Genomic DNA, 17,279 nt, shown 5'->3' with positions numbered 1-17,279 from the left:
GGAGAGGTGGCAGAAAACCATCGCAACTAAAAATCACGACAACACCGATGATTTAGCAGCCCAGCGCACGACGCCCGATCTAATTCGAACGTCTTGTCTTGCTGTAAACGGGCGGCTCGCGTTTGCGAGCGTTACCAAATTTGATGGCCGAGCTTAGCTAAGCAAACCAGCCAAATCGTCGGCGAGCAGATCAAGCACGTCGTCATCTTTGTCGTCGCTGGCGATGTCGCCCGCGATCGCTACATTGGCGGTTTGCGAGTTCGTCGGTGTATCGACCGAAATAACTCGGGTACCAGTGTTAGACAACTCGGCAAACACCGAATCGGATACGGGTTCCGCATCTTCATTGGCAGCGGTGTTTACAAGCAGTGCAGTGGCAACGGGTTGAGCTTCGCCTTCCCCACTGTTACCGACCGGTTGAACGCGACGACTCAGTTCGTTGATGACTTGCAATGCATCGAGTGCCGTCACTGCACGGTCACCGTTGACATCGACATAGAAGGGGCTGGAAAGCACCGCTTCCCCTTCGCCAGAGGATGGCAAGAAGCGAGCCATCTCGTTGATCACATGCAATGCATCGATCGGTGTCACTTGGCCGTCATTGTTCACGTCAGCAGGAAGTCGCGTGTTTTGCAAAGGCGATTCGCCTTGGCCACTCGCCCCGACCGTGATGTTCAACGCCTCGTAACGAATTTGCGATACGGGCACTGGAGCGTTTTCGCGGAACAGCAACGTGGCTTGGGCTATCGATGCATCGGCTGGCGACGCCGCGATGATGCTCGATCCCGGCGCGATCGCGTCGAAGAACACCGTCGCCATACGGCCTGGGTTCAAGCTTGGGAAGTTGCTGTCACTCGCATTGGTTTGCGTCGTGACCGTTCCGAATTCGTCAATGATTCCCAAACGGGATGCCGTCCCAACTCCCGCAGACGCATTGTAGTTTGCTGCGAAAGTCACATCAAAGTTGTAGCGGTCGGCCAGATTGGTGTTCGCAGGACGGATCGAGGCCGAATCGTACAGCATGTCCAAGAAGCCTGCGAAGACAAACGTGCTGTCGTTCCGCAAGTCTTCGAGGTCGACCTGGACACCGAAGCGATCACCGACGCGAATTTGGCTGCTGCTGATCGGTTGGCCGCCTGCGTTGACAAGGTTCAATCCGATCCGCACTTCGTCATCCGCATTCGCGTTGCCGTACGCCAAGGTTACTTGTGCGGTGCTGCGGATACCTTCGTTGGTAACAATCACGTAAGTGAACTGGTCAAACCCAGACGCGGTAGGATTGTTGGTCGGACGATAATTGAAGTAATCGTCATTCAGATCACTTGGCGTGTTGTTGTTATTAACAGTGATCGTGCCGTTTTGCGGCTGAACAACCACACCAAATTCTTGCAACTGTTTACCGGCGAATTGATCGTTATTCAGTACGTTCAATCGAGCGGCGGTTGGCGACGAAGCCGAAATGGTTGAGCCAACCGAGTCGACACCTTGCATGAAAGCGTCGTCGACGGCGGATACAAAGGTTCCATCACCAGCGAAAATAACGAATTCGCTTCTGCCGAAGCGAATCTGACTTGGGGTCAATGCAACGTCTTGTCCGAGCAAGACCGTTTCGCTGCGAGCATCGTCGGCTGGATCAGCCGCGAACACGGCAACGCCGGGTGACAACGCTTCAAAGGTAATCGTGAACAGTTCGGCCTTGCCCGTAAACGGCGTTGGGTTATTGACGATTTGGACGCCCCCAACATCATCGATCAAACCTGGTTTTTGTGCATTGCCTTGTTGGAAAGTTGCACCGCTAAACAGCGGCCCAAAGGAAATGTCAAACGGGAAGGCTGGGTTGGCACTGCTAGCGACGGTTTTCACCAATTCGTCGGTGTATAACAAGTCAAGGAACGACGACACCACACCTTCGGGGTCGCGAGTGCCCGCCAAGTCGAGCTCGTCCACCAACACGCGAACGCTAAATCGATTCGCTGCAGGGTTGGTCGTATTTAGCTGCAGATTGGTGATCGGGGTCTTGTTAACCGGGTCCAAGAATTCAATCGAATAATCGACCAAATCATCGGCCTGTGATCCTGGCAACAAGTTGATCGTAACCTGAGCACTTGATGACGATCCCGCTCCGTCCTGGACACTGTAAGTGAACTGTTCGGTACCCGCAAAATTACTGGCCGGAGTATAGCGAAGCGATTGCCCGCCTCCGATGATCGTGACGGTACCGCCAGCACTGCCGGGGGTTACACTCGCGATGGACAATCCACCCGACAGACTCGCAACGTCATTGTCGAGTACATTGAGTGCGCGGTTCTGAGAACCTTGAGGAATGCTAAAAATGTCATCGATTGCGATAGGAACATTCGATTGGAACGTGACTTCAACAATCACCGTAGCGGTGTAAAGATTGTTGAAGACATCGCTAACCGTGTAGGTAAAGACGTCGCGTCCCGTGAACCCATTTTGCGGGGTGTAGAAGATCGAACGGCCGCCGTCGTCATCCGCGATTCGCACCGAACCGTTGGTGCCATTGTTATTGAACGAAACGATCGTCAGCGGGTTTTCGGCAGTTTCAAAGTCATTCGCCAGCACGTTCAATCGTACCGGAGCGCTGTTGCGAGAGACTTGCAGGTTGAGGTCGTCGTTGGCGACACTATTGGTCGGCAATATGGAAACGCGAATGTCTTCGACTTCACCGGTCTCCGCGAACCCACCAGGTCCTAGGCCTTGTGTTTGGCTCAAGCGGAATCGAGCGTAAGTCGAACCGATGATCGCGTTGCTTGGTACCGCAGCGCTAATGGTTTGCGTCGCACCGGTGACACCGCTCGGGATGAGAACTTCGGTCAATCGCTCGTTGGCACCATTGAACGTGCCGTCGCCATCAAAGTCGACAAAACCTTGTAGGTAGGCTGGGCTGCCAGTGGTATTAGTGACCGTGACTGCAAATTGCCCCGTCGAGCCTAAACCAAACGGTGTGGCCTGACGAACGCCATCTTCATCATCGGCGCCGTTGTTGTCGTCACCGTCGGCTAAGACACTGGGTTGACCATCGAGTTCACGATCCACCAAAGCTCCGATTGTCAAACCGGTCGTGATGCCGTGAGCCGCACCGCCGACTGCTTCGGTCGTCAGATAGGTGTTCGGAGCATCACCAAAGTCGCGTGATGGCAAGTTGCCAAAGTCTTTGTCAAAGACGGCCGAGCCATCAAAGACAACCGTCCATTCGCCACCCGCAGGGAAGGTTTGTACAAATCCGGCTTGGACCACTTCGCGAATCGTGTACGTGCCTGGGCCTGGGAAGTTTATGGTGTAAGAACCATCCGCACGCGTGATCGCGTTAGGTTCACCCAAATCGGGACGATCGTCGCCGTCCAAGTCGAGATAGATGTAAACGCCTGGGATGCCTGGTTCGCCTGGATCGCGGAAGCCATCGCCATCGTTATCACTGAACTTAGTACCGGTGATGTCAGATTGCACCTTGGTAAAACCAAAGTTAATACCGCCAACCGTTGCACCAGTGGTCGTTACGGGCTTGCTGGTCGCAGTACTGGCAACAAATTGAATCGACGGAGCGATCGCAACGACCGTCTGTGTGCCGGTTGCCGCGGGCAGACTGTAGCTTCCATCGGCGCCAGTAACGGCGCGTGTTTCACTGGAGTCGAGTACACCATTGCCGTTTGCGTCAAGGAATACCGTTACGCCTGCCAATCCACCATCGGCGGCACCGTTTCCATCGCGGTTCAAGTCGTTAAAGACACGGCCAGTGATCGAACCGCCAACGGTTCCGGTCGACAGTACATGGGAAAGCGTCTCGGCCGATCGCTGGCTGCCAAAGAGACCTTCGGTACGCGAGAAGCGGTCGGTCGTAAAGGCAATCCTCGTGTCGTCGGTGGTTCCGAAAATTCCGTCGTTACCAACACCGGCAAAGAATTCTTCGGCTTGCTGAGGACCACCTTCGTCGATCAAGTTACCAACGAGGTTGGTACCATCGGTGTGCCGCAGCCCGAACGTATGCGAGGCTTCGTGCGAAATCGTGACCGCCAATTGTCGCGCAATTGCGTCCAATTGACTGACCGCATTGGAGATCGGGAACTGAGCGGCAAAGCCATTGATCGCGTCAACCTGAACAACACCAATACTGGTCAGGTCAAAGTTTCCAAGGTCAATTGCTGTTGCAATCGGAGCGGGCAAACCAAAGTCCGCTGCCGTTCCGCCAACGATGATCCGAGTCACCAAGGGGTTCGAACCCGGATCGTTGTGAGTTTCGCTACTGACGATTGTCACACCAAAGTCGCCAGGAACACCGGTGTTGGCGTAATCGCCATTGGTTCCGGTGAGTCCAAGGTCAGCAAAATGCTGCTTGACCTGCGCCATCGTGTCGGCAACCAAGCGGTTGTAGGCGGCATCGTTGAGAATCTCGATCCCGATATCGGGGAGCGAATCTCGCAGCGATGGGTAGCGGATGATGCCACCGATCGGCACACCATTAACGCCTCCGAGCGAATCACTGTATTGGTCGGGCGTCAGCGTTCCGCCGTCGAAGTCAACGAAAATGACTTGCTGGGCACCAATGGGCAACTTCTCGGACGTCGGTCGATAGGTTCGCATTCCGATCTTGTAATCGGGAGCACCAACATTGGCCGCGACTTCGACGTAATAACGTCCGTCTTCCGGAATGACCTGAGCGAAGGTCGCATTGCCGAGGGTTTGGATCGGCGAATTCGCTGGCACACCCGCCGATTGCAGATCATCGACGCCGTACCAAATTCGACCATTGTCATAGTAGACGGTGTATTCAATTGCAGACCCTTGAGTCGCAATGTCCAGAATATCGCCCGCTTTCAGATCGAAACCATAAACGTCAACGTCGGTATTGAATCCGCCTCCCAATGGAGGACGGGTGCCGAAGTTAAACGTACCACTGATGTCGATTGTATTCCGTTGGCCCGGTTGATTGCCGAGAGGAATGATTTCAGCATCGGTGTAGAAGTCGTTGTTGCCGAGCGACGTGATCGCTTCTTTCTCGACATAAGAAAACGACGCAACCGTGCCGATGTTGCGAGGTGCGTCGAACGTTGGCAACGAGCCAATGGGAATCGTGGGGATATCGGCCGCCATCAATTGCCGTTGTTCGAGGCCTTCGAGCATTAGCGTTCGTTTACGCATCCCCCGCGATGCCAAACTGCGTTTGGCTCGTTTTCGAGAGGCGCGGGAAGGTTGGGGATCGCTAGATGTCGATGCCTGGATCGATTCACTGCGTTTGATCATCGAGGGTCTCTTGCCAAACGTTCTGCCAAAGGATTCACGCGACAATTCCGGTTTTGCCGCGGTCAGCCCAAGGGCGTCAAATCAATGACGCTGCGAGGTGGATGTATTCGTCGTCAGTCGTAGTCATGCCGCTTTTCGCCGCAAGCCGTCTATCATTCTGATTCGCCGATAGTTTGTTTGGGCCAAAAAATGACTAATCAAACAATCAAAACTCTAAATCTATCGGAACTCTAAATTGCTTGGGGGCGCTTTAAGCAGCATCGGTTATTGCGATAGGGCGCCATTGGCAATTTAGTGAACGCCTTCCTATTCCGAAACTTAGTCACAATAGGAAAGAGAAAGCGAATGAGATGGACGTAGGGGAAAAGGGACGAGTTGCGATTCTAATTGCACCCTTAGACGTGTCAACGAAACGGTGCACTTCGGACGCGTCATTCACGACGGAAGTTCCGGTTGCCCCGAAAAATCGGACTAAATGGACTTTCGCCACCCAATTCCTGGCGTCCACGCCTACGCAAAACGGGTGGGACGCCCCGCAAATGGATACATACGTCCACCTGCCAAAGGCGTGCCCGCACTCAACGGTCCCCTACGGACACTGCTGAATTCGTTGTCCGTTTGGGCAAACGCTGTGAAGCACGTTTCTGGTAGCTACCTTCGCCAGAAGGTGGTGACTTGTATTGGACGGCAACCATCCACGCTCTGGCGAGCGTAGCTACAAAACGCAAATGTACTAATTCAGCAGTCTCCTACTGGAATCGCAGAACGCGGTGATCCCCCACCATGGCTACTTCAGGTGCGCAAAAAAAATCCCGCGAACGAATTCGCGGGATTTTTGCAGATAGCATTAGGTTGGCTTTAGCTACCAAATGTACTCGGCACCGATCGAGAAACCTTGGATCACCAATTGGTCCGTTTGATTGCGGTTGGCACCTGGAGCCGTTCCTGGGAGCGAATCCGAGAAATTGCGAATGTTCTGGGCGTCGACGGTTCCGAAGTGAACGTCGTCTACACCAATCAGATAGTAAGCCGAGCGAAGCGTCCATGAATGACTGAGGCGATAAAGTAGTGTCGCCTCAAATTCGCCCATCACGGTTGATTCTTGGTTGCCGTCCTCGAACTTAACCGAGCCTGGTGTGGCTCCGGCAGCTTCCGAGTTGAAGGCGAGGAACGAATTGCGTTTGACATCATTTTGCATCCACGCTCCCTTTGCACCCAATCCAAGATTGATCCCAGGCATCACGTTGTACCAAAGGTCAAATCCAGCCTGAGGGCCGAACAATCGGTTCTTGTTTCGGTCGCTTGACGTGAAGAAGCGGCGATCGTTACCGGTACCGTTGTTATCAAGTCCAACAGTCGAGTAGATCAACTGGTCGTCGTAGCGGATGTGGCGAAGTCCCACCAACCACGAACCTTGAAAGCGGCAATATGGCCCCATGGTGCGACGACGATAGTTCAGTTCAAAGCTGTCGAACGAGCTTTGCGTTCCAATCGATTGGCTGAGCGATTGGTCGGTATCATCAAAACCACCTGCTGGAGTGACTCCGAAATCGCTAATCACGGAAAACAGTTGAGCATTGGGATCGTTGACAGTTGCCCGTCCATCCCACTCCTGGCCACCCATGTAGGTGAATTCCATGTTGCCGCCGGCACCGAAGATCATCGCTGCCGAGAGTCGTACTCCTGCTTCGAGATCGTCGCTTTCCGCGTCGCCAAGTCTTAGTACAGGAGTGCCACTGACGCCTTGAGTCGTGAGCACGCCGTTACCATTGCCATCATTATGGCTCAGGAATAGGCCTTCGACTGAGAGGTCGTACCAGCGTTGAGCACAGCGACCCGCATCCCGGTAAGGGAGCAGGCTGCCCATTGCACCAAGCAAATAGCCTCGGCCGACGAACTGACACGCTTCGCAGCCGTCACCACGGCAAAACATACAGAGAAAGCGTAGGTTTGTACGTCCGCCACAAGCTGGGCATCCTTCGCGAGCACACCCGCCGCAAGCAGTAGCATTGCCACCGACTCGACCTAATAGTCCGCCGCGACCGAGCATCCGACAGCGTCCACAACCGCAACCGCCGAAGATCCCGGCGTCGCATTCGTCTTCGCCGTAACCGCAGCCACCATCGCAACCGCCGCCGCAGCTGCCATCACAGCCACTGCCGATCATGCCGCCGTAGAGGCCGCCGTCGCCGTAGGGACTGTCACAGCCACCGCTATCACAAGCGGGGCCATTGAAGCCGACCGGCATCACGCCGCTCTGCATTCCCAGTGGCATCACAGTGCCGTTGTACATCGTCGGCGGGACCATGCCAGCCGGCGTTACATAGCCGCTTCCGGCATAGTCCATGTCGGCTTGAACCACCCGCGGCGGTTGGGCTTGTGCCTCGGGAATACCAGCCCAAAACGCAAAGACCGCTGTGGCAAACAGAGTAAAACAGGTCGCTTTTATTGGAATCATTCGGTGCATTGCAAACGTCTCCGCGGCAAACGCCGCCTCGCTATCGGCCGGTATGGAAAAGCCGGAGTGTCAAAAGCGGGAACGAAGCAAATGCGGGCCACCAATTGGACCGCTGCTATCGATGGCTGATGCCGCGACCCTCGCCGCACAAGCCTCAGGTATGGCTGATCCTTCTCGACGCGTACACGCGACGATCAAAACCGAGCCCACCTTTTCCCCCTCAGATTGGCTTTGAAGCAATTCATGCCGAACCTCGAATCCTGAAAATTCATTTTTCAGGAACGTTCGACACAACTCCTTCACGCGGATTTATCGGCACAACCGGGCGCTGAGGTTTGGTTATTCCGGCCGATACGTTCAGGAAAAATTTTCCGAATGACTCCGGAAATTGCTATCATCGGCCATGGCGACGCCCATTGCAGCGTCGCGGCTGCTCCACCGCAGTGTAGAAAATGTCACCGAAACGGCGGTCGTCGACATGAGTCATCGCTCCAGGTCAACCTCGGAACCTTCGCTACAGAGTCCTAGTGCGAATGCCGAGTCCGTGTGCGACATCATTGCTCGCTTGGGACCACCACCCCGCGACGTCGTCGACGTTTGGTGCCAACAAGCGAGTGCAATCGCCGAGGACATCCATGCTCGCACCGGTCAACCGCTACCGCCCATCAACTTGGCGGATTGGTTGGTCGATTCGCACGGCACCGTGGGATTGCGGTCCACAAAAACAAGGCCTGAAGATCCGGTGTCAAGTGATGCACCATCCCATCATGATGTGCGTGCGATCAATGAACAGCGATTAGAAGAATTCCGAAACCAAGTCGGTGGCGAACTCTCGCGAGGCGTGACGGCATTAGGTGTGACGGCATTAGGTGTGACGGCATTAGGCGAGTCCAATGCAAACGTTTCGCAAACCAATCAGCCTGATCAGCAAAGCAGCCTTGCCGACGTCAGTCTGGCGCCGGAGGAAGCGCCGTCTCGCAATACGAGTCGGCGACGCCAGCCAAACCCGGTCGTTGCCATCGCCACCGTGGGGATCATCGGCATCACGTTGGGACTGGTTTGGTGGTGGAATAGCGGAACTTCACATCCTGAAAAATTGATGGTTGCAGACACCGGCGTTGCCTCGCAGCAATTCGAAAGGGACACGAAGTCGCCGGTGATTGGAAACGACACACCAGACTCCAACACCGACAGCGTGCTACAAACCGCGACACTCGAATCATTTGACACAACGAGCGATGAACTGAATTCGGGATCCACGCTGGCGAACCCGAAATCGTTATTGGAATTTGATTCGCTTGTTCCGTCGATGATGTCGTCGAACTTCGAGACGTCGCAATCTTCGACTGCGGACGCCGATCCAAACTCGTTCGCAGAGCAAGCACAAGATGCAGTGGAAGGCACCGCAGCGGCGATTTCCATTGGCGACGTCAGCATCTCTAACAACATCGCTACGGACGCGTTATCAATCGCCCCGGAGATCGAATCACCCGAGATACCGCAAACCGTGCGATCGGTGGCAGTACACGCAATTGAGTTGCCGGCGACGGACGATACTGCGACCTCACAATCCATCGAAAACTTTCATTTCAGTAATGATGCCCGCGACCGACTTTTGCTCGAGTTCCCCATCAACATTCCGATTGCGATGATTCCCAGTCGAGAAATCGCTGCAGAATTAATTGCATCGTACGACATTCGCGATACCCGAAACGAGACTTCGATTGCGGTCTTAAATGGCGAAGCGGAGGGACTGAGGTTTCAGTGGAACGAAAACGCCAAAGCAAGTTCTCAAGCGAGCTCTCTGTTACATGGTCGTCTTCGCGATGTTGGCGGCGACGTCGTTTTCTTTCGTCCGCGAATCGAAGCGGATGCTTGGACGCTGTCCTTTGAAAAATCAGATTTTCACCCCAGTTGGAATCTGTCGGGAATGTTGCCAACGAAGGTCGCCAGGTTGAAAATCGAATTCGAGTTGCCGGACGAGGTAGAGGAAGCTTGGATTGAACCCATCGATTCCACATCTCCACGACGTACGAGTGGGATTGCGGTCCTATCGCTCAAAGACAGCGAAAACGTACGGATCGGTATCCGCTTCGACATCAAGTGTACGACCAAACTCTCTTGTCAAATCCGGACCGCCGGCCGACTGGACCCCACGTTCGCATGGCAGTCGTTTACCGAGACGGGGCTAGCAAATTTTGCTAATGCGTTGCTCGGCCAAACGGACCAATTGTTGCAGCAAGTTGCTCAGGTCGAATCCTTGTACGATCGCAGCGACACGGACGCGCGGCGGATCATTCGCCCTCGCCGCGCGGCGATGAAGTCGCACGTGGATCATTTGACAGAGATGTCCCGCCGTGTTGCTGAATTGCAATCCTTGGTGACTCTGTTACAAACATCGGCAAAACTGAGATTTGAAGTATCGGTTCAGTGGGCGGATATGGAACAAGTCATACTCACGCAAAAGGATTAAGTCAGATGCAATGTTTCTGGGTAGAAAAAAACGACGCTGGCGAAGTGACATCGTCAATCACTCAGCAACCCACTTCGATTTTGGATGCGTCGAACTCTCAATCGCCACGCATTCGCATCCAAGTCGAATACTCGTCACTGAATTACAAGGACGCACTCGCCGCGACCGGAAACCCGGGGATCGTCCGAAAATTCCCTCACATTCCAGGCATCGATGCTGTCGGCCGAGTGATTCAAAGCGCGGACGACGATTTCCAAGTCAGCGATCAAGTGATTGTGACGGGGAACCAACTAGGCGTGAATTGTTTTGGCGCTTGGGCAGAACAGATCGATGTGCCCAGTTCATGGGCGGTGCCACTGCCCGATTCCTTGACTCCGGTCCAAGCGATGGCCCTCGGCACCGCTGGTTTCACGGCGGCACAATGTGTGGGGGCCCTAATCAACCATGGTGTGACCCCGGAATCCGGCAGCGTCGTCGTCACGGGAGCGACCGGCGGCGTCGCAAGTCTGGCAATCTCGCTGCTCGTAAAATTGGGCTACTCCGTGGTGGCGGTCACAGGAAAGGAAAGTGAGCACGCGAACCTGAAAAAACGTGGAGTCGAAAAAGTCCTCACACGCAGCGAGTTTGTGGATGACAGCAAAAGGCCTTTATTGAGTGCGGCTTACGCAGCAGCGGTCGACTCGGTGGGTGGGAAAATGCTAGAAACGTTGCTGCGGACGACCTCGTACCGCGGCTGCATCGCGGCTTGCGGGTTGACCGGTGGAAGCGAGCTAAATACGACCGTTTATCCGTTCCTGCTGCGTGGAATTACGCTTTGTGGAATCGATTCGGCGATGTGCCCCCTGCCGGAGCGTCAAAAAATTTGGCAGCGTTTGGCGGGTGAATGGAAGTTGGATGATCTCGATTCACTAACCCAGATTTACCCCATGGACCAGCTGAAGTCGTTGGTCAGCAAGATTTTGGCAGGTGAAATGGTCGGCCGCGCCGTCATCAAAATCTAGCCCGCTTGCTCGTTTGCAGCCCCCCAAGCTCTCGCATTCGGAGCGGGAATCGGCAACAATGTCGGGCAAATGAAAAGTCACGCTAGCCTGTTAACGATTCGTCAACAGCGGCGCCGAAAACTCCGTTCGGTGCACGGCGGAGTCGCTTTGCGTGCTTCGATCCACTCCGTCCGCCGCCGCTTGATTCACGAGCTGCTTGAGTCGCGGCACATGATGGCGGTTTACACGCCATCGCCCGCCGCACTGGATGGGGCAGCGGGCAGCTTGCGAGACGTGATCGTTCAAGCAAATCAGAATTTCGAGAACGACACGATTGAACTGGCTGCCGGTGTGTATCACCTGAGCGTCGCCAACCCCGCTGGCCAAGAAAACGAGTCTCTTAGCGGAGACCTCGATTTTAGTGAACGCAACTTTAGTGTGACCATCAATGGCCAGGGGATCGGGAAAACAATCCTGAACCAAAATGTCGTCGATCGTGTGTTGCAAGTCATGCCCGGCGTGACCTTGATCGTCAACGACTTGACGATTCGCGGCGGCATCGCGACCGACGATGGCAGCGACGGTGCCTTGTCAAGCGATCCCAATGGACAGCCACTCGCCAGCGGAGGTGGACTTTGGGTTGGCGGTTCGCTGCTACTGAATCATGTCGCAATCGAAGCAAACGAGGCACTCGGAAGTGATCCCGACGCGGGTGGCGGCGGTTTGTTTGCAGATTCGGATAGTCAAATACGTTTTGACGCTGTCCACTTGGCAGGCAATGTCTCTGCGTCCCACGGTGGCGGACTGATGACGCGATCCGCCGAAGTCCAAATTCAAAACTCTGTATTTGCAGGAAACGTTGCAGCACGCTACGGCGGCGCGATCAGTCTGTCGGGAAATAATCTCGCAAGTCTGAGTGAATCCACATTCAGAGACAACAACGCGTTTCTCGGGGGTGGGGCCCTCTACAACGAGGGAGTCACCGTTGCGATCACAGCCACATCGATCGTTGACAATGAGACCGATGGAGACGGCGGCGGCATCTACAATCGTTTTGGTGCGTTGACAATCCGACAATCAACGCTCGCCAGTAATCAAGCGAAACTTGATGGTGGCGGATTGTTTCAATTGGATGCGACCACACGAATGTTTAATAGCACCGTTTCAGGAAACATTGCCACGGGCAGCGGCGGTGGGATTCGCGACATCGATAGTGGATCGACGCTAACTCACACGACCATTGCTCTGAATCTCGCCTCGCAAGGCGGCGGAATGTTCGCGAACAACACCAGTACCGCAACGCTGAACAATACGATTGTGTTGGGCAACGGCAGTGATCTGATTACCGAATCGCCGACACTCGGACGCAACAACCTGATCGGAAATCCAGCGACAACGGGAGGACTGGATCCTTCGGCAGCGAGCCAGAACATTTTTGGACGCGACAACGGGTCTGGCGGACGCGTTCCCTTATCGTTTTCCGATGTATTGAAGCCGCTTAGTTTTTATGGCGGCATCACGCAGACGCATGCGTTGGCAAATCAAGTTGACAATCCCGCGATCGGTGCCGGCCGCGCGTCCTTGGCATTTGACGACATTGGAAATGCATTGACGACTGATCAACGTGGCAAAGGGTTTGCCAGATCGGCTGTTTCGCTGGGACAAACCAATCTGGACATTGGTGCTTATGAATTGCAATCGCTGTCGACCGGTCCTTTTGTGGTGACGACACTCGCGGACGAACTTGACGCCAATGCGTTTTTAGGGAACCCGGCTGACCTCAGTTTGCGTGAAGCGATTGATTTAGCAAACGCCAGCTTTGGGCCGGATCGCATCGAGTTTGATCCGTCGCTGACCTTGGGAGTGATCGAACTTTCCTTGGGCGACTTGGTGATCCGTGATGATTTGGAATTGGTAGGACTCGGGGCTTCTCGATTGTCGATCAATGCCAATGCGAATTCACGGATATTTACGATCGACGACCTGGATGCCAATCAGTCGATCAATGTAACGATCAGCGACGTTGGTTTGACCGGCGGCCACGCTCGGGGTTCAGGCGTTTCGGGCAGTGGCGGAGCGATCTGGTCGACCGAAAACCTGACGCTGCAGCGAAGCCATGTCACCGGTAACACAGCGGACGCACTTGGCGGTGGAATCTACTCGGCTCCTCGCAGCCAAACGGTGATTCAAAACAGCACAATCGATCACAATCAAGCCGCGTTCGGAGGCGGATTGACGCTTAGCAATCAAGGCAAAATTCAGCAAAGCACCATCTCGGGAAATCACGCCACGTCGGATGCCGGCGGATTGCTGCAGTTCACTGGGACTGCGGAAGTTCTGCAAAGTACGATTTCGGGCAACCGAGCGGATGGCCACGGTGGTGGGATCGTTTCAGCGAACGCAGTGACGACGCTGACCAATTCGATCGTTGCTGGAAATGAAGCCACCACGCGTAACGATCTCTCAACGCTCGGAGGGACGTTCGCCGGTTTCTTTAGCTTGATTGGCGATCCCGCGTCCGCAGCAGGACTGGTGCACGGACGCGACTCGAATATCATCGGTCAATCATCGCCACAAGGTCGCAGCATTGTTCCCATACAGAAAATTCTGAAACCGCTCGCACTCAACGGTGGTCCGACACCCACGCACGCTTTGCCCCCGTTGTCAGCCGCACTAGATGCTGGCAGTTCGATAGGTTTACCGAACTCGGCGACCGATCAACGGGGCAGTTTGTATGTTCGTGATGCCCTCGGCGGTGTCGACATTGGTTCCTATGAACGACAAACCGAGAATGATCTGGTGGTGATCGTCACGACCGCTGACGATCAATCCGATGCGAATCCGCTGAGCGCCGCAAATCTCGAGATCAGCCTTCGCGAAGCGATTGCGATCGCAAATGCCACGGCGGGTGAATTCGAAGTGCGTTTTGCCTCCTCCGTTACATCTCCGATGAAGGTTCAGCAAGGCGAAATCGAAATCAAAGACGATGTTGTCTTTGCGGGGAACGGATCGGAACAGACGATCATTGACGCGGAAAATAGAAGCCGCATCTTTACGATCTTGGATCCCGACATTCAATTGACATTGAATGATGTTCGTCTGACCGGAGGCACCGCGTCGCTTGGAGGTGCCATCTTTGCTAACGACGCACACATATCACTTCGTGACTCGACGATCAGCGGGAATGACGCTACGGATCGAGGCGGTGCAATCTTTATCGACAAGGGATCACTGACGCTAATCAATAGCGACATCACTGCAAACCAAGCGGCCAACTCCGCAGGCGGAGTCGCGGGAAACGATGTCGCAGTAACGCTTATGCTGAGCACCGTGGCGGCCAACACGAGTTCACTTGGCGGTGGATTTCACGTCACAAGCGACGACGAAATTGTCCGCTTTGAAAGTTCGCCGACCGAGGCTTCATCCGCGACGGACGGATTGTCAATTCAAGCGGGCACAGTGCTGGTCTTGGGCACGGGGCTGAACGAGACGTTTCAACTTAGACTTGATCCTGACTCGCTGCCGACGTCGATCGACCTTCAATTCGATGGTGCCGGTGGTCGCAATACGCTTCAGTTCCTGACATCCACCACGCCCGCCAACGTCTTGGAAGATGTGTACCGGACGAGAAATTTCGCGGTCATTCAACTCGCCGAGGATGCAAGGTCCAATCTGTTCATCGACTCCGATGCAGTATCGCGTTTGTCGCCCCAAAGCGAATCGATCCAGGTGGGCGGTTTCGCGGGCGGCAATATCCTGCTCAGTGAGCCACAGGATTGGCGGATGGGATCGACACGAGTTTTCAACGGAGTGTTTTTGAGATCGCTTGTGAACCAGCGCAATCCGATGCCGCGAGTGATCGAAGCAGGGCTGCCACTGCCCTGGCAAAACTTGATTCGCAAAACCGATTCCAATAACGATGGATTCATCACCGCCGCCGACGCTCTGCTGATCATCAACGAACTGGAATCACAAACATATTCTCTTAGCGACGGTCGCCTAGTAAATCCGCTTGGCGTGGTCGTTTGGCCCAATCGTTACTTTGACGTCAGCGGCGATGGTTTGGTGACCGCCTTTGATGCGCTGCAAGTGATCAATGCACTGGCCAGACTCGAACGAGTTCCCGATCTGAACATTGCGATCACAGCCGCGACGCCGTGGTTGGATCCAGACGACTTGCGCCGTCTCGTCGGAGGCGAGGACATCGTCTTGGCGATGCCGCCCATAACGACGTTGCCAACGAAGCCCGCTTGGCAAAACGCCGAGGCATCACGTGCACAGTCCGTGCATCCGTCGGTTCCCGCCACAGACGCAAACGCAGAAACACAAACGTCACCGGACACGACCACCGATGGGTTCTTTGCCACCACAGACGCGTTTGATTCGCTTTGATCGAGATACGAGATTGTCGCGACGTCGCTTCACGCGTTCGCCGGCGCGTCGCGGCTCTTGTGAGCCGTGACGCGTGAGCGGCCGGGTCCCACGCTCTACCCGGTGCCTTACGGCCCACGACTCACGATCGCAATTTGCTTTACGTTTAAATCGACAGCACGCGGCTCGTGCCGTCGGCTCAATTTTGCCTGTTTGCGATCGATCACTCGCAACCTGCCCTCGGCATGTTGCGGGATTCAACTGGCCAAAACTTCCTTTAGCACGTGGCCGTGGACGTCGGTCAAGCGGCGATCAATCCCATTGTTTCGTACCGCCAACCGCGTGTGGTCGATTCCCAATTGGTGCAAGATCGTCGCGTAGATGTCATAGACCTCGGTGTGCTGCGAACGTGATTGCGGTTTGTACCCCCACTCATCACTCGGCCCATAGCTGCCACCTTGGATGCCGCCTCCGCACAACCAATTTGTGAACACGAATGGATTGTGGTCGCGACCTTTGCTGCCTTGCGAACAAGGCATCCGTCCAAACTCGGTCGTCCATAAAATGATCGTGTCGTCGAGCATCCCACGCTGTTCGAGATCTTTGATCAACGCAGCGGCTCCGGTTGCCATCCCGCGTGCCAACGGCTCGTGATCACGCTGGACATTCTCGTGGCTGTCCCAATTGCGACGTGGATGACCGTTGTCATTACCGCTCCAAACTTGCACAAAGCGAACTCCGCGTTCGAGCAACCGACGAGCGACCAAGCACTTGCGGCCAAAAAATTCGGTCTCGGCCTTGGTGTTGATAACCGAATCATCGACCCGTGATCCTTCGTTGCTGAGTCCGTACATCGAACGGATGTATTGCGGCTCGGCAGAAACGTCCAGCGCATCGGTGGCACTGATCTGCATCGCCGCGGCAAGCTCGTATGATCGCACTCGCGCGGCAAGCCGGTCATCGTCAGCCCGTTTTTCTGCATAGGCGAGATTCAGCCTGCGAAGCGATTCCAAGCCGGCGACGTCGTTTTTTGCAGTGATAAAATCACTTTCGGGAGCAAACAGATCGCGAATCGGCGTCTCGTTCCCAGGACGAATGACGGTGCCCTGGTGCTCGGCCGACAAAAACGCGTTGGCCCAGTTCTTGGCTCCGTTGGATGCTAGTCCGCGGTGGTCGGGCAAGACGACAAAGGCGGGAAGGTTCTCGTTTTCGCTTCCCAGTCCATAGGAAATCCACGACCCGGCACTCGGAAAGCCCGGCAGTTGGAACCCGGTCGTCTGCAGCAACGTCGCTTGGCTATGGACGCCGGTTTTTGCGACCACGTTGTGAATAAACGCGATCTTGTCCACCACGTCACCCAAGGGGGCGACGATGTCACTGAGCATCTTGCCCGATTCGCCGTAGGGATTGAATTGCCAAGGACTGGCCATGCATGCCCCCGGTGTGCTTTGGAACAACTCAACCTGTTCGCCTGGATCCCAAGGCTTTCCATTTTGCTTCTTCAATAGTGGCTTGTAATCAAACGTATCCACATGGCTGGCGGCACCGGCCATGAATAACTGGATCACGCGTTTCGCACGCGGGGGATGATGCAGCCGTGTCGTCGCGCCACTTGCCCCAGCTTGCACATGATCACGGGATAGCAAATCGGCAAACGCAATGCCCGCCAAACTCGAAAGCCCGCTGCCCATCCATGATCGACGCGTGAGGTGAGAGCGAAAGTTTTCCATAAGAA

At 55.0% G+C, this 17,279-nt stretch carries 6 protein-coding genes; 3 read left to right on the top strand and 3 right to left on the bottom strand.

Annotated features, from left to right (window positions below; genetic code table 11):
* Window positions 1–153: 153 nt before the first annotated feature.
* Window positions 154–5,262, bottom strand: coding sequence for an Ig-like domain-containing protein (locus tag SH528x_RS11820; RefSeq protein WP_442510722.1), 5,109 nt, complete (start codon window positions 5,260–5,262; stop codon window positions 154–156).
* 862 nt (window positions 5,263–6,124) lie between these two features.
* Window positions 6,125–7,720 (bottom strand): hypothetical protein, encoded by a 1,596-nt coding sequence (locus SH528x_RS11815; RefSeq protein WP_442510721.1) that lies wholly within the window; start codon window positions 7,718–7,720, stop codon window positions 6,125–6,127.
* Between the two features lie 403 nt (window positions 7,721–8,123).
* Between SH528x_RS11815 and SH528x_RS11810 the strand changes: the two genes are divergently transcribed.
* The 3 genes from SH528x_RS11810 to SH528x_RS11800 all read left to right on the top strand — a co-directional run bounded on the left by SH528x_RS11810 (window position 8,124) and on the right by SH528x_RS11800 (window position 15,565).
* A complete protein-coding gene (locus tag SH528x_RS11810) occupies window positions 8,124–10,193 on the top strand; it encodes a hypothetical protein (protein WP_442510720.1) in 2,070 nt (689 codons plus the stop codon).
* 5 nt (window positions 10,194–10,198) lie between these two features.
* The gene (locus SH528x_RS11805) at window positions 10,199–11,194 is read left to right on the top strand and encodes a YhdH/YhfP family quinone oxidoreductase (protein WP_442510719.1); all 996 of its coding nucleotides are present in this window, start codon (window positions 10,199–10,201) and stop codon (window positions 11,192–11,194) included.
* A 69-nt stretch (window positions 11,195–11,263) separates the two neighbouring features.
* Complete coding sequence (locus SH528x_RS11800; protein WP_442510718.1) at window positions 11,264–15,565, top strand: choice-of-anchor Q domain-containing protein; 4,302 nt, start codon at window positions 11,264–11,266, stop codon at window positions 15,563–15,565.
* 236 nt (window positions 15,566–15,801) lie between these two features.
* On the opposite strand, the gene SH528x_RS11795 is transcribed toward SH528x_RS11800, so the two are convergent.
* Window positions 15,802–17,274 (bottom strand): DUF1501 domain-containing protein, encoded by a 1,473-nt coding sequence (locus SH528x_RS11795; protein ID WP_442510717.1) that lies wholly within the window; start codon window positions 17,272–17,274, stop codon window positions 15,802–15,804.
* Window positions 17,275–17,279 lie beyond the last annotated feature (5 nt).

The organism is Novipirellula methanifontis, from assembly GCF_052161655.1.
Classification (GTDB): Bacteria; Planctomycetota; Planctomycetia; order Pirellulales; family Pirellulaceae; genus Novipirellula.
This window is presented reverse-complemented; position numbering and strand designations above follow the sequence as displayed.